Below are 21994 nucleotides of genomic sequence, written 5' to 3' on the forward strand. Positions count from 1 at the left end.
CCTTATGAAATTATTTGGCTTTGGGGCTGCTGGAGCTTTGCACAAGGGCCACTAAGGTGCAAGTCCAGGCTAGTCATTAAACAATACAGCTTCATAAATAAGGCTAACAATACTGCCATAACGGCCGGTTTCGAAGCTGTCACCCGCAAAAGCAACAGTCTCGTTACCAGCATTATCAAACACAGTATGAATCGGAGTATGGCGCTTATTGGTCAGTAAAATAATAATTAAATCATGTTCCGGATCGATGACGCTGAGTGTGCCCGTCCAACCGGTATGACCGAATGCCCGCTCACTGGCATACGGACCAAATTGCCAGCGTCGCTCTCCGCCTGCAGCCCGTCGAAATCCCAATCCAGTGGCATTATCGACGGCACTGGGTAAGACAAACTGATTGATGATGGACTCTGACATCAAATGTTGCTCGCCGTAGCCGCCGCCGTTGAGTAGCATTTGCGCCAAAATCGCGAGTTCGCGCGCCGTAGAAAAAAGACCTGCATGCCCCGCGACACCTTGCATACTGTAAAACGCTTTTTCATCGTGAACTTCACCTGCAAGCGTATGAGTGCGAATGTTGTCAAAGTTGATACGGCCACCCCGTGTATTACCCATTAGTTCAGTTGCAGCATAGTGTTGCTCGTTGTTAAGTTTTTGCCTAGGGGTAAAGACGCTGCGGGTTAACCCTAACGGTTGATAAAGATTAGATTCAACGAAGGTATCCAAGGGTAAACCGCTTATTCTCTCCACGAGAATACCCAGCAACATAAAGCTGCTATCACTGTAGCTCATCTTTATCCCATTGCTGGTAAGTAAGGGAACTTGAGTCAAAAGTAGACGTTTAGTGTGCTCTGCTTGTTGCGAAAAGAATCGTTCGCCCATTGAATTGTCACGGCGGAAGAATTGCACTTCCGGTGCCAGACCTGCAGTGTGAGTCAGTAGGTCTCGCGTTGTTCTGGCATCGCGCCCAGCACCACGAAACTCGGGTAAATAGTGATACAACGGCTTGTCGATATCGAGTAAGCCAAGCTCCACCAACCGCATAATTGCCAGTGTTGTTGCAAAGATTTTGGTATTAGAGGCAATGTCAAACGCGGTATCTGTTGTCATTGGCACTGGGCTGGCTAATTCGCGGCCTTGTTCATCGTAACGTTTAGCGAAGCCGTAGGCTTGGTGTTTTATGATGGAACCTTGGTGAGCGACTAACAAGACTGCGCCTGGGAATCCATTGGCAACATCTGCAGTGATTAATTGATCGACGAGGCTAAAATCAATCGTTGTGTGCGCTTGGTTCTGTAGTTCAGGGTAGGGGATAACGACTTTAAGCTGACTATCCTCTGGTTGCACATTGCTTATAGCCAGCGCATTGACGCCATCTCGGGTGCGGCGTGACAATGAATATTCATAATGAATGTCAGGCTTGAATTCGTCGGCTAAGTTGAGTTTTTGCCCATTAACAAAAATATCCGCAGTCAGCGGCTTGGCAGAGATATTTTCCAAACGCAACGTACCGCGCCCCTGGTAGGCTTTGAAGCGAGCCTTATTATTGACAAGTTCGCGGTCTGACGGCTCTGCGTCTGGAAAAATCCGGTCTATCTGGCCTATCGGTTGGACCACATTATGAACTGGACCCGCTATTGCTTCGCGTTGATAACGAAACATCAAGGCTTTCAGTTTGGCTGGAAAGTACTTATCCAAAAGAGCAAATAGCGCGGCATTGGTTTGGCTACTATTGGAAGCATCCACTTGCCAAGGAGTGAAATGCATCTGGAAAGCGGCCAGCGTATCGCGGGTAGGCGCATCTAAAATTCCGGTCTCAGTAACGCCGTAGCCGTAAGCTTGCAAGGCTGCTTGGGTCAGTCCAATATGCGGTAGTCGCTGATTAAAATCACGCCAATAAGCGATAAATTCGGCGTTATCGTACCAGGCGCCAATCCCCGCCTGATAAAGCTGATACCAAGGGAAGCGAGGGCCAGGATCACTTTTTCTGTGCGGCGCTATATCAGCATGACCGACAACCGCGGTTGGGTGAATATCAGGATTGCGCGCCAAAATCTCTTTGCTCAGCTCAATGAGCAGTTCAATTTGCTGAGGATCATAGTCGGGAAAAAGGCAAACACGGTTAGCGGCATTTTCAGCTCGACTTGAAGAAAGTGCTTGGTCCCGAGCGCACTCGGGGATATTAACAATTTCAATACCGATCGATTGATCATTTAAGCCACTCATACCTTGCCAGTAGCTTTGTCCCGCGTGCCAAGCGCGCGCTTCTTCTTTTACTAACTGGAATACTTTCAACTTATCGTAAGGGTAAGATTCATCGCCATTTTCAGGTATTAGATAGTGTGAACTGAGCCCGCCTTCATCGACCAGTGCAGTGACTGAATCGGCATAATTTAGCGCAGTAAAATGCATGACCAACGCCTTTACTCGTTGATTTTGATTGGCCGAAGGCATTTGCACTAGGCTTTGGATCGCGCAGCTTGATAACAGCATTAACAGACTCAACGTCAAAAGCCGTGCGGGTATCCGCGATAAGTTCCTTACAATCTGTATCATATTAGTTATTGATTTCAGTTGGCGATTGTTCAGCAAACAACAGCTAGCAGATTAACTTTGTAACGAGTTTGAATAAAGCCTTACTTTACAAAACTATGCTACAGTCGCTCATAACGCTGGGCTATAAAACGCTGAGAGGACATTCCTTTATAATGCACTTCATCACATTCAGGTCTTGCTTTTGGGTAGCATTTTTTATGCTGTTAGCCACTGCCCTACCCATAAGCGCAAAGCCGTTAAATTTTATGCTTGGTCAGAAGCAAATGTTGGATATCCGCTATTTTTGTCCATCAAATACGCAGTCTGAACAATGCCGTGAGCCGGTTACTCAGTTACCTGCTGAGTTAAAAAAGCTGATTGTGCAGCACCAAATTGGTGGTGTGATCCTGTTTGCAGAAAATGTCGCCTCAGCAACACAAGTAAAAGCATTAATTGCAGATCTACAAGGCGCAGTAGCTGATGCTGGTTTACCGCCATTGTTTATTGCGATTGATCAGGAAGGTGGCCGTGTATCGAGGCTCCCAGTTAGTGAGACCAATGCATTTGCCGGCAATATGGCAATTGGAGCGAGCTATGCGCGAGAAAATACTGCATTTGCAACGCGCATCAATACTGCAATAGCTAAGCAACTAACCGCTATCGGGGTGAATGTGAATTTCGCACCCACCGTAGATGTTAACGTAAATCCCCTCAATCCGGTTATCAATGTGCGCTCGTATGGCGAGTCTGCCCGAGTGGTTTCCGAGTTAGGGCTTGCCGCGGTAAGGGCACTGCAAGAGAACGGTATCATTGCTGCGATGAAGCATTTCCCCGGCCATGGTGACACCCATATTGATAGTCATACTGGTTTGCCGAATGTGGCGCATTCACGTGAGTTGATTGAGCAGGTGGATTTATTACCTTTTAAACAAGCGATTAATGCCCCCGATAATGCACATCCCAAAATGATAATGACGGCGCATATCCAATACCCTGCGCTGGACAGCAGCGAGTTTGAGACCCGAAACGGTGATAAGACGATTCTACCGGCTACCTTATCGCGGACTATATTGACCACGCTTTTACGCGAGGAACTTGGTTATAAAGGTATCATTGTTACCGACGCCATGGATATGGCAGGCATCGCGCATTACATGGCACCGGCAGAAGCGCTGTTACAAACTTTTTATGCGGGAGCAGATATCGCGCTCATGCCCTTTACCATCAGGACGCCAAAAGACATCATCGAATACAATCAGCTCATGCAATCGGTGCAAGAGCAGATCGGTACACAACGGGCTGCCAATGCAAGTGCCGGCATCGGTATGGTTTCTGCTTCTGAGCTGGCAGAATCTGTCACACGCATTCAGCGCTTGAAAGAGTCGCTGGTAACCAAAGTTAAAGAAACATCAACCCCATTGCCGCGGTTTGATCAATTAGAGTCAGCGCTTGCTGAAGCGGCAATTACGCCAGTCGTGCAAAAGGTTGATTTGCCTATTGCCGCCAAGCCCATTCTGATGTTGATGCCAGATGCAGCGCGATGCGCTGCGATGGAAGCTGCTCTCCACGACGTTAAGCTTCCGGTTCACGCTTGTTTTTCTCTAGCCAATGAAATCGACACAGAACGAGTAAATACAGTACTAGATGGGGCAGCAGCAGTACTTATTGGTGATATCTCTCCACAACACAGTATGGCCGAGATGGGCGGGATGGACGATTGGGTCGACTGGCAAAATCGCATCGATAAAGAGGCGCAGTACAGCATTATTAGACAGGTACTTGAACGCGCCTCACAACAACAAAAAATACGAATATTTGCTGCACTGCGTGCGCCTTATGTTATCGAACGATTTGCCGCCCATTTGGATCTTGCTCTTGTGACCTATGATTATCGCGTATACGCAGATAGCAATGCACAGCCCCGCGGCTTTATGTTTGACGCCTTAGCCAAAGTTTTAGCGGGTCATATGGGGGCCAATGGTACTTTACCGGTAACTGTTAATGGATTGCTCCCCGAATAGATTCGGCAAAGGTTATTCGGGCTATCTGTGTGTGAAGGGCAAGTTCGATTGACCACAAGAAGACCAGTGCTAAAAGTTCTGGTGAAAGCTTTCTATTTTTAATACGGTCTAACTTGCACATTAACGACAGACCCAAGGAGTCACTGGTGACCATACGTGAAAAATTTACTCTGTATTATCTGACGGCTATGTTCAGTGTGGTTTTTGCGATTGTTGGCTTTACTTACAACACGTGGCGTTTAGAAGTGACAGAAGACAATAATACGATCCGTGAGGCTGCGTTTGAGGTCCTCGTATTACTTTCTGAGTTAGAGCAAAATATTTATGCGTTGCATTATGACAATAATGCGGAAGAGGGAAGTCCTCGGATTGGTTGGGTAAAAGTAGGTCTGATCCATGAGTTAAGTGCGTTGATCTCCCCCGAAGTTGAATCGCAAACCAGCGAGTTAAAGCAGCACTGGAACGAACACTGGGATAAAATTCAACAACACAATACGTCGGTAGAGCTGATCCTCGCGCGCGCGGATGCTGTGCGCGCGGAGATTAAACATCAGTTGCAAACCCTGCCCTAGTTAACCGCTACGATTATTGCTCTGGGCTTGCCGACCACTCAACAGGGTGGGTATCAAGCTGATAATAGCGGATCCAATCATATTCGGTTTTCATTGGGTAGCGGTTACGCGCTTTGTTGCCACCAAAGGTATCTTGAATTGCGTCATTCGGGATCCAAAAATTAACGAATAGTTGCGTAGGATTGTCAGGAATAGGGGCGGGGAAACGTTGTTCGCCGATGCACTTGGGTTTGCAGTCGGTATCATCTTGATGCAGGGTTTTAACTAACTCGCCGTCCACATACCACTTGATTGCATCGGGTAACCATTCGATGGCAAATACACGCCATTCATCCACGGGCCCAACAACGATCTTATCTTCCCAAGCGCCGTAAGCCCGAGTGCGCCACCATTCCCATGTATTTACACCGTAGATTAAATTTGCCTGAAATTTGTCCGGTCGCCCACCTTCAAGTTCAACGTCAATTTCTTCCCACTCAAGTATAGCGTCGGCTGAAGCCTGCGGATCAATATCATTGGTATAGGTAAATAAAGAGGAAATATAACCTGAAGCAGTGGCTCGATTAGGGGCTTTCATGCGGGCTTCGAGACGCCCATAGCGAATGTTTAAGTGCGGATGCGTATGCACTTCACCGCAGGAAAATTCGTAGGCATTTTTTTCTTGCTGGTGATCATCCGACCAACCAGCTGCAATAGCTTCTTCTTGGACTAACAGGGTTAGGATGCCATCGATAACTTGCACCCCCTGTGGTTGAAAACGACAGGCGGACTCAACCCCTACAGCACCATCGCCAGTTTTCCAAATCGCCTGATTAAATTCGTCGAACCGTTCGTCAAGGACTAAACTAAAACCAGGGTACTCGCCGGTGTATTCCGGATATGCGGTTAACACCTCAGTGCTTGTAATGTTGTTTGCATGCGCTGAACATACGACCAATAAAAGACCTGTAAACGTGCTTTTCTTCAGCATTTGTATGGCACCCTTCTGCGCTTATTGATTAGCTGAAAGATTAAATGCCAATGAGTATATTGCAACTACCCCTCGACCAGTGCGGTCACTCTTGAGGCGAAAGGGACTTAATTTTTGTGTGCGACCGAAGTAAAGAACTAGGCTGATATTTATGTTCTGATTCGTTAGGATTGAAGTAAGCTGAACTGCGGTTATCGACGTAATGGGCTGACTTCCAGAGTTTCTGTCCATTCGCGCCCCTTTGTAGTGCCGCAGCAGTATCATGACGAATGATTGTATTACTTTGTAAGGATAACCATGGAACGCTTAACCCAATCAGGGCCTCTTCTCATTACGCTTATCGTAACTGCGATGGTTGTTTTTACGGCGCACCGCGTATTACTCAACAAGCCTGAGCTCAGCGTGGAACAGCGCTTGCCGCGCCAGTTGGGTTTTGGGTTATTGGTTATTATTGCGTTTGTTGCAGTCATCCTTTCTCTACCCGTTAGTGAGGGCTCACGCAACCAAGTGCTCGCGTTACTCGGCGTAATGGTTTCCGGTGTTATTGCTTTTTCTTCTACGACCATCGTTAGTAACTTAATGGCCGGGTTTGTCTTACGGCTAAACAAGCCCTTTCGTACTGGCGATTTTATTCGCTGCAATGACTATTTTGGTCGGGTTTCTGAAAAGGGATTATTAGATACAGAAATTCAAACCGAGCAACGCGAGCTTATTTCTCTCGCCAATAGCTACTTGATAGCGCATCCGGTTTCGGTTATTCGCTCTTCCGGTACTTTAATTACTGCAAACGTTAGTATTGGCTATGATGTGCACCATGAAACTGTAGAAGATGTCTTATCCAGTGCTGCAAAAAAGGCAGAACTAAGCGAAGGGTTTGTACAAGTGATAGAGTTAGGGGATTTCAGTGTCAGTTATCGTGTTTCAGGGCTATTAACAGAGGTTAAAGGACTACTAACGGCAAAATCCAAATTGCACAGGGCGATACTCGACGAATTTCATCAACGCGGCATTGAAATCTTGTCGCCCAATTACATGGCGCAGCGGCCCACCGATCCGAACATTGCTGTAATCCCACAGGCACCAAAGAAAAAATTGGTAAAGGCGCATAACGAGCAGCACGAAGAGGTTGCTTTTGATAAAGCTGAACAAGCTGAGCAACAAGAATTATCAGTCCAGCAGTTGCAGTCTGAGCTAGAGGAATTGCACAAAGCTCTATCTGTAACGACAGATGCCGAAGAAAAGCAACTTAAGAAGGAGCAAATAGCACTCATTCAGCAGCAAATTTCAGTATTGCTGGAGCAGAGTAAAAGCAATACTGATTAGGGATTGTCGAGAACATTAGGCACAATTTAATGCTTAAGATCAGCGAGTTATGAGCGCAAGGGCGTCGTGCATTTAACAATGCATTACTTTACTTAGCGATGTATTTGATTTTGTAGCGCGCAAAAATTTCGCGTTGCAGTTGTTCTAGTTCTCCACTTTCCTTTAGCGTTGCGAGTAAGGCGTTGAGGCGCGGTAGAAGGGTAATGTTGGAAGATTTATTACTAATAAATAAATGCCAATTAACGCGCTGAATAATCGGGCGAGGTAGCGTTAAGAGTTGTTCATCTAAACCAAGCTGAGCGGCTTGAAATTGAAACATTTCGGCCTGCTCGATGTAAAGATCGGCACGATTTTGGATAAGCATCATGGGGATCACAGACGCATCTGCGACACGGGTTACATTCTGAGCGGTTTTAAGCATTTCTTCATGCCAACCTGAACCACGCATAAATACATGCCGTAGCTCCTGCATCGCCAACAGTTCAGGGACAAATGTTACCTTGCGTAATTGCTCAATGACTGGACTTTTTTGCGCAACGTGGATAACAAAATCGGTGGTGTAGAACGGTATTTCTGACTCTTGTGTGTAGGATTCTCGTTCGCTGGTAGGTACAGTAAAAAAACCGTCGAGCGTGCCTTCGGAGACCATGCGTTGACAACGTTTCCATGGGCAAGACACATGTTGTACGGTCAGGCCTAGCCGGGTCACGAGTAGCTCTTCTACAAAGTCCACCTGAATTCCTTCAGCTTCCCTATCACCCGCGTATGCAAAGGGTTTGTAAGCATCTCCATAGGCGATAGTGATAATTTGAGACGCGACGCTATTTGGCAGTGCAATCAAATACAGACAAAGAAAACCAAACAAAGATAATAACTGCCGGAAAGAAGAGGGTACTTGCCGGTGTTCGGTAAATGGCTTGTTCAAATTACGATCACCTTGACGCCGATTAATTTAATTGGAGGGAATATACAAACAGTACTACTAAAAATCATTTAACGACCAGAGTTAACTTAGCATTCTTAAACTTCATACTTAAAGCTCACTTTATAAGCTGTCGCTATTCAGTCTAGCGCCTTTTAACGAATAGTAAAACCAGTTCCACAAGGGCATCCTAAAACATGACTCTAGTATGCTAAACGTGACAGTATGAGGTCCTCCCACGGCTCTTCTAGCTCAGCGTTGGGATGCAAATAATCATCCATTCCCATATCGTTACACATACCTTTGCGAACTTTGAGGATTCTTACCCTCGTTCGGCCATGACTATCGATTAACTGGCGTGCATGAAACAGCTAATTTAGGCGGCAAGTTTCTATCTTAAGCACGCATAACTAATGGTGTGTAGCGAGGTTAGATAAATAAGCTAGCGCGATTGTGTTTTATTGATTTGACGGCCTGTAATTCTCGAAGATGGATTGTTTATCAATGCTCTCAAGCCCATCTAAAATTCTTTTCGCAATTTCCTCATGCTGGTTAATGAATTGCTCACTAAAAATGACAAAACCATCGCTCGACAAATACGGGGGGTAAATAGTGGTTATGTTTTGAAAACCTGCGTCTTCTACTTTGGTTTTAATTGGATTTTTGTCGATACTACATACTTGTGCAATAGCATCAACACGACCTTTTTCAAGTAACCGATATTTTTCTAAATAGTTGTATAAAACAAGCCACTCAAAGACGACGTTGTCGCTGTGTTGCTGCGAAAAACCCGCTTCCACGCCAACGGTGAGCTTATTTCCTCCTTTGAGACCGGCGCTAACCTTTTCAATAAGAGCCTCGTTGCTTAATGTTGTCAAACACACTTCAACTGTTGAAAATATGGCCTTGGCATAAGCCGCGCCTATTTCTTTTGGGTAAATGCCTATAGAATCTCTGCTTGATCGGTAACTACCCACGATCATGTCTACCGTTCCGGCCTTAAGTTCAACGTCGCAACGCTTCCAGGGACGGGGTACAAATTCTAGTTGCACGTTAGCTAGAGAGTCTTGTTCAAAGACTCTCTTCATAATGTCGGGGTTAGTCCCTGTCAACGTGGCATTTTGATATATAAAAAAAGGATAAACATCAGCATTGGGTACACAGAAATTCACCGTGAGCGTATCGTTTGCTCTGGCAACAAAACTGATGAACATGGTAACTACTACTAAGACTGTTACGCCTACTAAGCCAGTCCGCTGGACATTATGATGCATCTATACCTCGTTACCCACAAGCATAGCTGTCCATAGCGAAATTTATATCCAACAACGTTTTATTAGCTCAGAAAATTAAGGCTAATAAAGATATTCACGATATTAAGCTTAATACAGTTTGGAAAAATGATACAAAAATAACAACACCTTTATCGATTGAGTAGCAAGTTTCTTGCGTGTATAAATCAGCCTTGTAGCCAAGATAACAATGTTTTTTCCCATACAGTGTATGTCTCAACATTCGGATGTAAATAATCATCCATTACCTGATCTTTCATTAAACCTTGCTCATCAATGAATAGCTGCGACGCTTCAAACCATGTAGCGTTCAACGTTACTGCTCGATTTTTGATGTGATCATTGACTGCGTTATTTACAGCGCGGAATGGATTGGTTGGTCGTTTGCCGCGTGGTAGTAATGCATGCAAAACAATGCGCGCGTTTGGTTGTTTCGCCTTGAGTTGCTGGACAATGGTTTGGATGGCAGCGGCCGTTACATGTGCAGGGTCTTTACGATGCCCACTGTTGTTAGTTCCAATTAAAAGGAGAATTCCTTCCGCGGCATAACCATCGAGTTGTCCATGTTCGATTCGCCACAACACATGTTCCGTGCGGTCACCAGAAAAACCCAAATTCAAAGCCCCTAAGCCGCTTTGAAGCCGCTGCCATGAATCGGTCGCCAACTCTTCCCAATTCTGAAAAATAGAATCACCAAGAAATACCCAACGAATACTCGACGCACGCATTTGGATTTCCGCTAATTTTTGTTGGTGTCGCTCATACCAACCGGGTTTATCAAGGTTACTGGTAGGCACGCTTGCAATAGATAGGCTCATCAATACCGGCTCATTCTCTAAGGTTCGATATATAGCAGTTCCCAAGTATTGCCGCGCGGACTTTGCCATTCTCAACGAGCAATACATAGCCGTCACAACCCGGTTGGAGAGCATGCTCTGCGCTCGCTTTGCATAGCATTGGCCATTGACTGGTATTATCAATCCAGTGATGTTCACCAACAAAATAACTGTAGCCAGCAAGCAGTAACTCGCGGTATTTCTCGCGGGTTAATTTAAGCGGATTTTGTAACGCAAAACCATTCCCGGATTGCAGAGCTATGTTCTTACCGTTGATTTCCTGAAAGGCCGCGTGATGGCTCAGATCACCAATGGCATCTAGCAGTGGAAGTGCGGTTTTCTCACTTACTCTAAAGGTAACATCTGCAATGTAGGGTTGATGCTGGCCTGTTGAGTTTAGGGTGATGTCCCGGATCAGAATATCAGCAAAGCCCTCTTCAAGATTTTCTGGAATTGCAAAGTAATCAGCTTGAGAATGGTTTTGCCACTGACCATTAAACAATATGCGTATAGCGTGGCAAATCGCGACAATATTCATATGTCTGGCAGTCTGACGATTGGGATCATTATATTGCGCGCCCGATTCAATTAAGATTGTACTGGCACCTAAACCAGCTAACGTATCGCCGAAAGAACGCACAGAATGCGTGTCATCGTAGCGCGCTATTTGATTTGGGATTGTTGTTTTCAGCTCAGCATGTATTGCAGCTATCAGTTGCATAGCTCTGGCACGTACCGGATTAATTGATTTTGCTTCATCGTAGGCGGGTGCCAAAAATGCAATGGTGGAGGGTTTACGTGAACGTCCTGCACTGTAGTACGGGTTCTGGTCATGCAAGTTAAATGCAACATCTGGCTTAAATTGCTTGGCAACGCTCATCAACAAGCGACCTTCAGGACTAGTAAGCTTTAGGGCATCACGATTAATGTCGATACCTTGGGCGTTGATACGGATTCGGCGCGCCGCACCATCCGGGTTTAGCATGGGTATAACAAGCAGCGTAAATTGGGTCAGAAACTCTTCAATCGGCATGACTCGGCCAGATACCAAATGTTGCAATAAATCCAGGATTGCTGCTGAGGCGGTTGGTTCATCGCCATGCATTTGGGTCCAAGCGAGGATTTTTAGCGCGCCATGTCCTATTTTCAACTGATGGATCGGACGCCCCTCGTAGCTATGTCCAATGATTGCCGCGGTGACGTGGGGTAGAGTGCTTACCTGTTGGAGTATGGGAGCAATATCGTCGAGCGTTAGGTGCTGTCGATCGAGTTCTGCCCACACTGGCACTAAGGCATCTTGAGTCAACATCGTAATCACTCCATGCAGACAATTATTGTGGCTACTATAGCGAAGATTTTATCACTCCGCAGACAAATATTCTGATTATCACTAAACATTCGAATAAAAAATTCACATTCTTGATGGAATCTCTATACTGAATTGAAGTTTCATTGTTTAGCATGGCTATGTCTGTCTTTGTAAAGATCAAAGCTGTCCTCGAAAGTCTCTCTACAAGCGAGCTAAAGCTAGCCTCGTTCGTACTAGATTCGCCAGATGCTGTAAAAGATATGAATTCGCAAGTGTTGGCGAGAGCCGCGGGTGTCAGTCAATCCAGCGTAGTAAAGTTTGCACAAAAGTTGGGTTATCGTGGTTACCCTGCGCTCAAATTTGCCGTGCTTGAAGCGCTCAATACAGATACTCCAAACCCTCTCCTAAAGGGCCAGATTACACAAGCTGATAGTTATCAGGAAATGGCTGATAAGTTGGTGAATAGTAAGATTGCCGTCCTACATGAAACCCGCCAGTTAAATGAAATTGTGGTGTTTGAACGCGCAGTGGAGCTGATAAAAGGTGCGCGACGAATTCTGATCAGCGGGGTTGGAGGTTCGGCGCTTGTGGGTAAGGACTTTTCATACCGGCTGCATCAGTTAGGTATCCATGCGATGGCCGAACATGACGGTCGTGCTCAGTTAGGCATTGCGGCAGCGCTTGGTGAGTCTGATGTGGTTATCGCCATAAGTCATTCTGGTACTTCGCGAGATGTATTAAGTGCGGTGAGTAAAGCGCACAATAACGGAGCTAGGATCATTGCGATGACTAAGTATGGCAGCACACCAATTTCGCGTCTGGCGCATGTTCAGCTTTACTCTGTCGCGGAAGAGCACGCATTGTGTTTGTCATCAACCATGGCTAGAACGTCACAAGAAATGGTTATCGATATGCTCTGTATGGCTTTAACTCAGGTGGTCCATCAGAGTTAACTGTTTCTGTTGTGGGTGAGTGCGCCTGGTTATTTGGTGATGTTTCGGAATACAGCAAATAAGAATGACGGAGTTGCTTAAACTCGGATAAGCCCGCTTGCCAACCGGCTCGAATGGTAGCTTCAGATTCGCCGCGTAGTAAAGCTAAGCGCAGTTTATCGCTTCCCGCCAGCTTGTCAAAAAAGCTCGGAGAAGTGAAAAACTCGATATTCAATGCTTGGCTTCGGCGCAGGCTCTCAATCAGTAATTCTAGATCCAGACCCTTTTGTTCACTGGTTCGCAAGTCGAGCCCCATTAACAGGGTATCCTGAAGTTTGGGTGTCGGAGCACTGCTTGGCATGCTGATGGGAGTGAAAGCAAATTGCCCTAAGTGCACCTGATCATGGCCGATAACCTGAAAGGGGAAAGGGGTTCCTCTGCCAATACTCATGATAGAGGGCTCAAACAAGCACAGACTAGGATACAACTGAATTGCTTGATCATTGGGTAAGTTAGGGCTGGGAGCAACTGGCAGCGAGTAGGGCATGCTACGCGTGTAATTTGCCACCGGAACAACATCTAAATTAATCGGCTTAGAGTTATCTAACCAATCCTCACCCTTGATCATCTGTGCCAGCTCTCCAACCGTCATGCCATGCAATATTGGGATTGGATGCATGCCAACAAAAGACTGAAAATCAGGCTCCAGTATTGGTCCATCAATAAAGCGAATATTTGGATTGGGTCGATCCAGTACGATGACTGGAATGTTCTCTTCGCTCGCAGCCTCGAGAACATAGTGCAGGGTACTGATGTAAGTGTAAAAGCGAACCCCCACGTCTTGGATATCGAAAACTAGGATATCAACGTTCTGTAGCATCTGCGCGGTAGGTTTGCGTGTTTTGCCATACAACGAATAAATCGGTGCTCCGCTAACACTGTCCTTGTCGTCAGCAACCTTTTCCCCTGCACCCTTATCACCACGAAAACCATGCTCAGGTGAGAATATTGCCGATACCGTAATTCCTTGGTTCACTAAGTAATCGACAAGGTGTTGGTCAAATGCTCGTGACGAAGGGTTTACCACCAGTCCAACCTGTTTATTGGATAACTTTGGTAGGTACATTGTTGGCCGTTCAGCACCAACAATGATTGCGTAGACGTTGCTATGCAGCAATACGAGTAAAACGCTAAAACAGCGAAAAATGTTAACCACCTTGCGTATCCACCGCTTTGCGCAAAAAGCCATCATGCTGGCTTAATAGCTCTTCAGCTTCTTGGACTTCAGTATTGGTAAGTAGCATTAAGATTGCGAGCTTGGCACGATTGCCAGCGCGATCAAGCGCGTACTCTGCTGCTTCAGCTTCACAACCGGTGGCTTGCATGACGATACGGATTGCACGTGCACGTAATTTTTCATTTGTGGCATTCACATCCACCATCAAATTTTGATATGTCTTACCCAGCCTTATCATACTGGCGGTACTGAGCATATTTAAGATTAACTTCTGTGCCGTACCGGATTTCATCCGCGTCGAGCCAGTTAAACACTCAGGGCCCACTACGGCGCAGATCCCTATCTTGGCGGTCTCAAGAACCGGTGAGCTAGGATTGCAGGTGATCGAAATCGTTGGCGCCCCAATATCATTAGCAAATTGCAGCGCACTGACCACATAAGGAGTACGGCCACTCGCCGCTAAACCAACCAATACATCAGCGTGAGTAAGCTTGACACGCTGTAAATCATGAATGGCAGCTTGAGCATCATCTTCTGCACCTTCCACCGCGTGCTGGATAGCCTGTTCTCCACCAGCAATGATCCCTTGCACCAGTGTATCGGGAACGCTAAATGTTGGCCTGCATTCGACTGCATCCAGTATGCCAAGGCGACCACTGGTGCCCGCCCCGAGGTAAAACAACCGACCGCCCTGCTGCAAGTGGGCGACGATGGTGTCGACTGCAAGCGCTATTTCGCTGATACAGTCACGCACTGCAAGCGCGACTTTTTGATCTTCCTGATTGATGCGTTTGAGTATGTCAACTGTGTTGAGAAGATCAATGTCCATCGTGTCAGGGTTGCGCCCTTCAGACACAATTGTACTGAGTTGACTGAGCAATTGCGCTGTTGTGGAGGATTTATGATGCTGCATTAAGTTAACTGGCTCTTGGTTGTGCGCGGTTTTGACTCGCTGTGGGTGGCTGCTTAGCTCCACATAGACAGACGATACTGGAGGTTAACGTACCAAGCAAGAGTTGCCAGGTAAAACCTAGCGTGACGGTTTCTTCGCTGGAGAGCCACTGATTAAGTATGTAGGGCTGCAGGGCTAAAGGCACAATAAAACCGCTGATAAGAGCAAGTAGGACACTTAATTTTGAGCCACGCTGGGTGAAAATTGCGGTGAAGTAAACGCCCAATAGGCCACTATAAGAAAACACCATAACACTCAGTGCAAATTGTAGTAACGGAGTGTCAGTATACTGTTGCCAATAAAAGCAAATACCCGCTACGGTCGCGAGTAATATAGCGACGCCACCCATAGCCCATTGCCCAGAGCGGACTTCTTGATTACTCGATAACACTTTGCTCTGCTTAGCATAGAAGGGCTTTAGTAAATCATTGACGATTACCGAAGCCATGGAGTTTAAGCCCGAGTTTAGCGTTGATAGCGCCGCAGCAATTATCCCTATGGTAACCCATGCTTTTAACCCCGCTGGCATTTGGGTGAGCACGTAATACATAAAGATTGTAACTGTCTCGCCGGCGAATCTGGGCGTTGTCGCATCAGTCTGGGCCATCATCATTAAGTCTGGGCGTTGATAGAAAATGTACAATAACAGTCCGATAGTAATGAATAGCAGCATGACTGGGATCACTAGGACTATTGAACTTATCATTGCTGCAGCTCCATCTTGCGCAGATTTGCAGGTAAGCACGCGTTGAGTCATGTCTTGATCCAAGCCAAAAGCTGCAATATTCAGCAGCACAAATCCAGTCAATATTGAGGCCATGGTGAATACGCCGCCAGCAGAAAAATCCAGCCGCCAGTCAAACAAAGTGAGTTTTGAAGCGCTGCCATCAATTGGGGCTTGTAGGGCCGCGATAATCGTCGAGTAATCTGCAGGTATTGAGATGAGTAGCCATATAATGACGGCTATAGCAGCGCTGACATACACGAAGCATTGAATAACGTCACTGTAGATCACAGTGCGAACACCACCATAGACTGTGTAAGCAAGACCGCCAACACAGATGATTACGGTGGCACTGAGCACACTGCTTGGGGCTATATCTCCAAATAGGATCATGGCGACTGCTATAGCGGCCATGTAAAGGCGGGCTCCACTGGCGAGTAGCCGACCAAAAAGATATATGCATCCTGCTTGTTGCTTGGCGCTTGCGCCAAAACGGTCATGCAATAATTCATATACGGTCATGACGCGCGCTTGATAGAAACGTGGGATCAAAATCAGACTAACAAAGAACGCTGCAATTAAGGCTCCGATATTACTGGCAAGGTAACTTAAATCGCCGCGATATCCCTGATCCGGTCCACCTAGAAAGGTTGCTGCAGATTGCGATGTTGCCAATACCGATATAGCAACCGCCCATACTGGCATGGAGTTATTTGCGAGAAAAAAGTCAGCTCCACTTTTAGCTTTGCGATTAAACCAATATCCAGTAATTAACAGTAGTAGCGCATAACTAACAAAAACAACGACATCAAGACTGGAATATTGATCAAGCATTGCGGTATGTTTAGCGTCTGAAAGCGTTACCCATCAAAAAAGAATACTTTATTCTTTTGGTAAAGTATATGTTGGAATATTATTCCTATTAAGCTACTCGACGGAAGAGACCTTTGACCCGCAAAACCACCGCAATCATCGATTTAAATGCGTTAGTGAATAACTTCAAATTGTTGCAACAACATAATGTCAACGGCAATACCTTGGCAGTGATTAAGGCCAATGCGTACGGGCATGGTGCTATTGAGGTCGCGCGGGCGCTTGAACACGATGCAAGCTGTGTCGCTGTGGCTTTTGTGGATGAAGCAAAGTGTTTGCGCGAACAGGGAAGCAAGCAAGAGATTGTGGTGTTGGAGGGGGCATATAATGAGAGTGAGACGCGCTGGGCACTGGCCAATGATATTATTCTAGTTGCACACCGCACCGCGCAATTGCAGTGGTTAAGTGAGAACACCAACATAGCCGCTAGACTCTGGCTAAAAGTTGATACGGGTATGCATCGCTTAGGGTTTATGCCTGACGAACTGGCCAACGTTTTTGAACAGTTTAACCATTTATTTAATCAAGAAACGGTCATCTTCAGTCATCTCGCGTGCGCCGATGAACCAGAGAACCAGCACACAAAAGATCAAATACAGCGCCTCAACGCGATACTTAAACAATATGCTTTTCCTAGCAGCATGGCGAATTCCGCAGGCATTGTTCAATGGGCGAGTAGTCATGGAGCCTGGAATCGTGCAGGCATAGCTCTTTACGGTGGGCAGTCGAGTCAACTTCCGCTGGATATTGGTTTGCAACCAGTAATGACACTCAGTGCTCCAATTATCGCTTTGCGTAACATCGACGCTGGAGAATGTGTTGGCTATGGTGCGTCGTGGCAGGCCGAGCGACCATCAACAATTGCTACGGTGGCCATTGGCTACGCAGACGGCTATCCACGCCATGCGCCGAGTGGTACACCCGCATGGTGTAAGGGGCAGCACATCCCACTGGTCGGCAGAGTGTCAATGGACATGTTGACGTTTGATGTCACCGATCACGCCCAGGTAGCTGTCGGTGATCAAGTCGAACTGTGGGGTCGCAATGTTAGCGTCGCAGAGGTTGCAGCTCGTGCTGGAACGATTGATTATGAATTATTGACGCGGGTCTCTGAGCGGGTACCAAGAGAATACGTGGGTTAACTCGCTAGTCTGCAAATTGGCTTTGATTGCGGCCCATCGCTTTGGCTCGATACATTGCGGAGTCTGCCCTGGCAATCCACTCGTACGCAGTTTCTCGGCCGGTAAATTCAGCGGTTCCACATGACATAGTGACAGTTAAGGTGGCTTCAGGCCAGCTGGTTGTTCGAACAGCATCAACCAACTCTTGCGCCAGTAACTTTGCCTCATTGAGCGCCGTATTTTCAACAATAACCACAAACTCTTCACCACCAAAACGAAACAGTGCGTCAGTCTTGCGAATGCGCTCTCCTACCACGTGCACAAACTGCTTCAGCACTTCATCGCCAACACTATGTCCAAATTGATCATTGATTTGTTTAAAGTGATCGATGTCCATCATTATTAACGAACAGGTTTGTTCTGGGTAACGCCGCAAGCGCTCAATCGTTTTTATCAACATTTCTTCCATCGCTCGTCGATTACCCACTTCGGTTAGTGGATCTGAAGTTGCCATGTGTTGGAGAAATTCTTGGTGTCGTCGTGTACGACTGGCAAACGCGAAGCAGAATAGCAATGTTGCACCAGCAGAAACGGCAAATTTAAGTGCAAAAAAAGCATCGATCTGTGGCCAGATTATCAGGATCACGGCAGAGATAAACAGCGAACCGATAACTACAGCTACCCGAGGTGTTAACAAGAAAAACACAGTAGTGATTGCCGGATATGCCCAGACAATCTGATCCGGTCCTCTTAGACCGATTGTGACTAACATTACGAACACACTTAAAAGTGCAAGACCCCAGCGGGCGTAATAGACCGTATGGGTAATGTATACTTGGAGAAAAATGGCTGCGGTGATCGAAACGGCAGTGCTATTTAGGATGGCAACAGGAATGTCATTCTGTAAAAAACGAATAATGACAAAAGGTAAGAGACTCAGTGAAATAGCACCACTGATGGTAAGAATGATAGATTCTTCTAATGTCCTACTTTTCCTCTGCATAGCTATCCTAACGCCGAGAGCCTGAATTCATACTAACGCTGGTTAAACAAAAAACACAACCAATATTTGACGCACTGTTTGACCGAGTCCAACGTTCGATGATGGCTAATGCGTCTTTTCTAAGACTTCATCCATTGCGAGTAATTTGCGCATACTGCGATTCAACAGGTGCTGCATTTTTATCCCAGCATAACCAACAAATAATTCGCCGTTACCGCTCTGCGCAGTCTGAGCAGCAAGGGTAAATTCTCTCCCGCCTTGATAATAAGGCAAACAAACGTGCGCTAGCATCACAACTTCGCCGGCCCTGCGAGTTTCACTTGGCCCCCAGCCAATTTTTTGAAAAATGCGCCATTGACCTTGAGTTGCACTATCCAATACGTTTTTACTCTCACCTGTGTTTATTGGTTCAATGGCTTGGGCGATGGCATCTGCCATCATGCGGCTAATTCCAGCCATCATGCCACCTAGGCCATCAGCACCATAAAACAGAATATTAATGTCTTCCTGCTCAAGCCGAGGATGGCGTGTAGTGCTTACCCGTGCATGAGTCGCCAAGCGTTTGAGCCATTCTGCTTGCGCCAAGGCGCTCATAGCTTTATTGCCAGTTAATCCACAATCTTCACAGCGATAGGTTTGATAACCAGGGTCTTCGGTGGCGTTCAGATAGGGTGCCAATGAGACTGCATTATTTCCGTAACGCCATTGTTCCTTGGGCGGGATGAATGCGTGAGAACCGTAGGCGCCACGAAACTGGATTGCTGGGTTTTCCAGCAGCAGCCAGCGCTCATGAAAAAGTTCGGTTAAAAAATTACGTCCGGCAATATTAGCGAAAAACGTAGCAATTGCGTTGGAATCTCCAGGTGCATTACCGGTTGGCTCATAGCTATTAATGCTGGTAATAAGGTCAGCGATGCTGACATTTCCTATGGAGCCTGTTGCGCCAATCCCCTGTTCGCGCAATTTTGCAACTGCACCCGTATAAGCAAATATTTTAGACGAGCTCCACGGCTCATAGAGTTCATGCTCACGGCCATTGGATAGATACCGAAACGCAAGTGTACTTTCATCCTTCGTCGCGTAGTCGATGACTAGCAGTCGGCCTAAGTTGTTAGTGTTAGAAAACCATTCTCGGTTGGCGGCTACGCGTTGAGTCCAACTCGGTTGATTGTAGTTTACCTCTGCGCTGCTCAAGTACGCGTGCGAGTTTGCTGGTTCACGCGGGTTACAACTATTTACATTAATATTGGTATTTGCCGCGATCAGTGGCGGTACGTTCATACTGTTTTGATAAAATGCTTCAGAGTCGGTAAGTGACGCTTGTCCCCAAGTCATCCCAATCGCACTGAGATATACAAGCGTGATAAAAGTTAGGGCTCTATACGGCATCTGGGTATCTGTAATAGCAAGTCCCGAGAAAACTCGGGACCAATCAATGTTTATGATTCAAGTGGTGCTCGAACCGGAAGTACAGTAACCGTTTTAATTTTAGCTTCACTCAGTTCAGTACTAGCGATCTGCGCGGGTACGAAGCGATAATCCATAGGTCCAGCAAAACTATCGGCAGTTAGGGATACATCGTAGGTTTTATCTTCTTGCCACCGGAAATAAAGCCTTTCACCTTGTTCAATAGTGAAGGTTGCAGCATAAAACGCTTGGCTTTTCACAGTGAATGGAGTCTCCATTTTGTACAAGGTTATTTCGTGAAGTCCCGGTTTAAGGTTGACCACAGCTAAAGCGCCATTGGTTAAGCGCGTTACCTCTTCACCATTGATATGCACTACGGGTATTTCATGCCCATTCCTGACTTGCAGCGGGCTGTAAACGAACAATGCAGTATCTGATGTATATTGAGCCACGGGAATAAATGGCTGAGAACTAGTGCATCCCATGAGCACGAATAGCGGCAATGAAAGTGAAATAGCGATTATACGAACTGTTTTATGCAACATGAGTTTTCCTTGTAATGTAGATCCTGAGATTTAAATATAGCCTTCAAAACTCAAAACTCAAAACTCAAAACTCAAAACTCAAAACTCAAAACTCAAAACTCAAAACTCAAAACTCAAAACTCAAAACTCAAAATTCAAAACCCATTCAACCGCAGATGGCATGGGATCAATGAATCTTGACTTCCGCCATCAAAGCAATAAAAAAGGCCCCTTACCTTGCGGCTAGGGGCCTCTTGAAGTTTCATCAGCGCTTGGGTTTAGACGCGCTCAAAGATCGTGGCAATCCCCTGACCTAAGCCAATACACATGGTAGCCAAGCCTAATGTTTTGTCTTCAGACTCCATCAGGTTAAGCAATGTGGTAGAAATACGCGCTCCTGAACAACCCAGTGGGTGGCCAAGGGCGATGGCGCCGCCATTTAAGTTAACTTTCTCATCGTAATTGTCCAGCCAACCTAGTTGTTTGATGCACGATAACGCTTGTGCAGCAAAGGCTTCGTTGAATTCGGCAATTTCGATGTCAGCCATAGTTAAACCTGCACGCTTGAGCGCTTTTTGTGTTGCAGGTACTGGACCAAAGCCCATGATTGCTGCATCACAGCCCGCCACGCCCATAGCGCGGATCTTCGCGCGCGGTGTAAGACCGAGCTCTTTGGCCTTGTCCGCAGACATCAGTAACATGGCTGCAGCTCCATCAGAAATCGCTGATGAGGTGCCAGCAGTTACGGTACCGTTAACGGGATCAAATACTGGACGCAAGCTCGCCATGGTTTCCACTGTGCTATCCGGGCGGATAACTTCGTCACGGTCAATTAACTTGAGCACACCATTCTCATCATGCCCTTCAATGCCCACAATTTCATTTGCCCAGCGACCTTCAAGGTGAGCCTTGTGTGCACGTTGGTGTGAGCGCGCACCGAACGCATCTTGCATTTCGCGGGTAATACCGTTTTGGCGACCGAGTAATTCTGCGGTCATCCCCATATTACCTGAGGCCTTAGCCGTGTACTTTGCCAGCCCTGGATGGAAGTCCAGATTGAAGGTCATTGGTACATGCCCCATGTGTTCTACGCCACCAATCATAAAGATATCACCGTTACCGGTCATAATTCCTTTGGTTGCATCATGCAATGCCTGCATAGACGAGCCACACAAACGGTTTACCGTTACGGCGCCAGTACTGCGCGGGATATCAGTAAGAAGCTGTGCGTTACGGGCAATATTAAAGCCCTGCTCTTTGGTTTGCTGTACACATCCCCAGATAATATCTTCGATTTCAGCTGGATTTACGTTGGGATTGCGCTCCAGCAACTTGCTCATCAAATGCGCAGACAAGGTTTCTGCGCGAACATTGCGAAAAACACCGCCCTTGGAGCGACCCATCGGGGTGCGTATACAATCAATAACTACTACGTCTTTCATAA

Annotated in this window: 18 protein-coding genes; 5 read left to right on the top strand and 13 right to left on the bottom strand. The window is 46.5% G+C overall.

All coding sequences use genetic code 11. The features are described 5' to 3' along the window. Window positions 1-69: 69 nt before the first annotated feature. Window positions 70-2490 carry a penicillin binding protein PBP4B gene (pbp4b, locus tag CSH92_RS13250; RefSeq protein WP_240612811.1) on the bottom strand — a complete coding sequence of 807 codons (2421 nt, stop codon included), beginning with the start codon at window positions 2488-2490 and terminating at the stop codon, window positions 70-72. 260 nt (window positions 2491-2750) lie between these two features. Between pbp4b and CSH92_RS13255 the strand changes: the two genes are divergently transcribed. Together CSH92_RS13255 and CSH92_RS13260 are read left to right on the top strand one after the other, a co-directional pair. Next, window positions 2751-4553, top strand: coding sequence for a glycoside hydrolase family 3 N-terminal domain-containing protein (locus CSH92_RS13255; protein ID WP_164084744.1), 1803 nt, complete (start codon window positions 2751-2753; stop codon window positions 4551-4553). 146 nt (window positions 4554-4699) lie between these two features. Beyond that, the gene (locus CSH92_RS13260) at window positions 4700-5125 is read left to right on the top strand and encodes a hypothetical protein (RefSeq protein ID WP_100658114.1); all 426 of its coding nucleotides are present in this window, start codon (window positions 4700-4702) and stop codon (window positions 5123-5125) included. 13 nt (window positions 5126-5138) lie between these two features. Here the strand turns inward: CSH92_RS13260 and CSH92_RS13265 are convergent, their stop codons facing one another. Then, window positions 5139-6095, bottom strand: a complete 957-nt coding sequence (locus CSH92_RS13265) for a glycoside hydrolase family 16 protein (protein ID WP_100658115.1) — start codon at window positions 6093-6095, stop codon at window positions 5139-5141. Window positions 6096-6392: 297 nt separating this feature from the next. On the opposite strand from CSH92_RS13265, the gene CSH92_RS13270 reads away from it, so the two are divergent. After that, on the top strand, window positions 6393-7418 hold the full coding sequence (locus CSH92_RS13270; protein ID WP_100658116.1) for a mechanosensitive ion channel family protein: 1026 nt from the start codon (window positions 6393-6395) through the stop codon (window positions 7416-7418). Window positions 7419-7506: 88 nt separating this feature from the next. Here the strand turns inward: CSH92_RS13270 and CSH92_RS13275 are convergent, their stop codons facing one another. From CSH92_RS13275 to CSH92_RS13290, 4 genes are all read right to left on the bottom strand, one after another. After that, window positions 7507-8343: a substrate-binding periplasmic protein gene (locus tag CSH92_RS13275; protein WP_164084745.1), complete on the bottom strand. Its 837-nt coding sequence runs from the start codon at window positions 8341-8343 to the stop codon at window positions 7507-7509. A gap of 455 nt (window positions 8344-8798) precedes the next feature. Then, complete coding sequence (locus CSH92_RS13280; RefSeq protein WP_100658118.1) at window positions 8799-9614, bottom strand: substrate-binding periplasmic protein; 816 nt, start codon at window positions 9612-9614, stop codon at window positions 8799-8801. 185 nt (window positions 9615-9799) lie between these two features. Further along, complete coding sequence (locus CSH92_RS13285; protein ID WP_164084746.1) at window positions 9800-10450, bottom strand: GDSL-type esterase/lipase family protein; 651 nt, start codon at window positions 10448-10450, stop codon at window positions 9800-9802. 10 nt (window positions 10451-10460) lie between these two features. Then, entirely contained in the window at window positions 10461-11777 is a 1317-nt protein-coding gene (locus CSH92_RS13290; protein ID WP_100658120.1) for a M14 family zinc carboxypeptidase, read from the bottom strand. 158 nt (window positions 11778-11935) lie between these two features. On the opposite strand from CSH92_RS13290, the gene CSH92_RS13295 reads away from it, so the two are divergent. Next, window positions 11936-12730: a MurR/RpiR family transcriptional regulator gene (locus CSH92_RS13295; RefSeq protein WP_164084747.1), complete on the top strand. Its 795-nt coding sequence runs from the start codon at window positions 11936-11938 to the stop codon at window positions 12728-12730. On the opposite strand, the gene CSH92_RS13300 is transcribed toward CSH92_RS13295, so the two are convergent. Genes CSH92_RS13300 through CSH92_RS13310 form a run of 3 tightly spaced genes read right to left on the bottom strand, consistent with a single transcriptional unit; the run spans window position 12681 to window position 16456 of the window. Then, window positions 12681-13925: an exo-beta-N-acetylmuramidase NamZ family protein gene (locus CSH92_RS13300; RefSeq protein ID WP_240612812.1), complete on the bottom strand. Its 1245-nt coding sequence runs from the start codon at window positions 13923-13925 to the stop codon at window positions 12681-12683. The two genes, CSH92_RS13295 and CSH92_RS13300, sit on opposite strands and share 50 nt — an antisense overlap. Next, window positions 13918-14859, bottom strand: a complete 942-nt coding sequence (murQ, locus tag CSH92_RS13305) for an N-acetylmuramic acid 6-phosphate etherase (protein ID WP_100658123.1) — start codon at window positions 14857-14859, stop codon at window positions 13918-13920. The genes CSH92_RS13300 and murQ overlap by 8 nt, the downstream gene beginning before the upstream one ends. A gap of 4 nt (window positions 14860-14863) precedes the next feature. After that, window positions 14864-16456 (bottom strand): sodium:solute symporter, encoded by a 1593-nt coding sequence (locus CSH92_RS13310; protein ID WP_100658124.1) that lies wholly within the window; start codon window positions 16454-16456, stop codon window positions 14864-14866. Between the two features lie 113 nt (window positions 16457-16569). Here CSH92_RS13310 and alr point away from each other — a divergent pair, with 113 nt between their 5' ends. Then, complete coding sequence (gene alr / locus CSH92_RS13315) at window positions 16570-17637, top strand: alanine racemase (RefSeq protein ID WP_100658125.1); 1068 nt, start codon at window positions 16570-16572, stop codon at window positions 17635-17637. A gap of 4 nt (window positions 17638-17641) precedes the next feature. Here the strand turns inward: alr and CSH92_RS13320 are convergent, their stop codons facing one another. From CSH92_RS13320 to fadA, 4 genes are all read right to left on the bottom strand, one after another. After that, window positions 17642-18619, bottom strand: a complete 978-nt coding sequence (locus CSH92_RS13320; RefSeq protein WP_100658126.1) for a GGDEF domain-containing protein — start codon at window positions 18617-18619, stop codon at window positions 17642-17644. A 105-nt stretch (window positions 18620-18724) separates the two neighbouring features. Continuing rightward, the gene (locus tag CSH92_RS17270; RefSeq protein WP_240612813.1) at window positions 18725-20008 is read right to left on the bottom strand and encodes a hypothetical protein; all 1284 of its coding nucleotides are present in this window, start codon (window positions 20006-20008) and stop codon (window positions 18725-18727) included. Window positions 20009-20058: 50 nt separating this feature from the next. Beyond that, window positions 20059-20571 carry a DUF2846 domain-containing protein gene (locus CSH92_RS13330; protein ID WP_100658127.1) on the bottom strand — a complete coding sequence of 171 codons (513 nt, stop codon included), beginning with the start codon at window positions 20569-20571 and terminating at the stop codon, window positions 20059-20061. 257 nt (window positions 20572-20828) lie between these two features. Continuing rightward, a complete protein-coding gene (gene fadA / locus CSH92_RS13335) occupies window positions 20829-21992 on the bottom strand; it encodes an acetyl-CoA C-acyltransferase FadA (RefSeq protein WP_100658128.1) in 1164 nt (387 codons plus the stop codon). Window positions 21993-21994 lie beyond the last annotated feature (2 nt).

Origin of the sequence: Neoalteromonas flava, assembly GCF_002807685.1 — a bacterium.
In the GTDB taxonomy this organism is placed as follows: domain Bacteria; phylum Pseudomonadota; class Gammaproteobacteria; order Enterobacterales; family Alteromonadaceae; genus Alteromonas_E; species Alteromonas_E flava.

What these genes read in the sequence shown, in the direction of transcription:
- pbp4b (WP_240612811.1), bottom strand. Translation starts at nt 2,490, where the DNA reads ATGCTGTTATCAAGCTGCGCGATCCAAAGCCTAGTGCAAATGCCTTCG.
- CSH92_RS13255 (WP_164084744.1), top strand. Translation starts at nt 2,751, where the DNA reads ATGCTGTTAGCCACTGCCCTACCCATAAGCGCAAAGCCGTTAAATTTT.
- CSH92_RS13265 (WP_100658115.1), bottom strand. Translation starts at nt 6,095, where the DNA reads ATGCTGAAGAAAAGCACGTTTACAGGTCTTTTATTGGTCGTATGTTCA.
- CSH92_RS13270 (WP_100658116.1), top strand. Translation starts at nt 6,393, where the DNA reads ATGGAACGCTTAACCCAATCAGGGCCTCTTCTCATTACGCTTATCGTA.
- CSH92_RS13280 (WP_100658118.1), bottom strand. Translation starts at nt 9,614, where the DNA reads ATGCATCATAATGTCCAGCGGACTGGCTTAGTAGGCGTAACAGTCTTA.
- CSH92_RS13285 (WP_164084746.1), bottom strand. Translation starts at nt 10,450, where the DNA reads ATGAGCCTATCTATTGCAAGCGTGCCTACCAGTAACCTTGATAAACCC.
- CSH92_RS13290 (WP_100658120.1), bottom strand. Translation starts at nt 11,777, where the DNA reads ATGTTGACTCAAGATGCCTTAGTGCCAGTGTGGGCAGAACTCGATCGA.
- CSH92_RS13295 (WP_164084747.1), top strand. Translation starts at nt 11,936, where the DNA reads ATGTCTGTCTTTGTAAAGATCAAAGCTGTCCTCGAAAGTCTCTCTACA.
- murQ (WP_100658123.1), bottom strand. Translation starts at nt 14,859, where the DNA reads ATGCAGCATCATAAATCCTCCACAACAGCGCAATTGCTCAGTCAACTC.
- CSH92_RS13310 (WP_100658124.1), bottom strand. Translation starts at nt 16,456, where the DNA reads ATGCTTGATCAATATTCCAGTCTTGATGTCGTTGTTTTTGTTAGTTAT.
- CSH92_RS13320 (WP_100658126.1), bottom strand. Translation starts at nt 18,619, where the DNA reads ATGCAGAGGAAAAGTAGGACATTAGAAGAATCTATCATTCTTACCATC.
- CSH92_RS17270 (WP_240612813.1), bottom strand. Translation starts at nt 20,008, where the DNA reads ATGCCGTATAGAGCCCTAACTTTTATCACGCTTGTATATCTCAGTGCG.
- CSH92_RS13330 (WP_100658127.1), bottom strand. Translation starts at nt 20,571, where the DNA reads ATGTTGCATAAAACAGTTCGTATAATCGCTATTTCACTTTCATTGCCG.
- fadA (WP_100658128.1), bottom strand. Translation starts at nt 21,992, where the DNA reads ATGAAAGACGTAGTAGTTATTGATTGTATACGCACCCCGATGGGTCGC.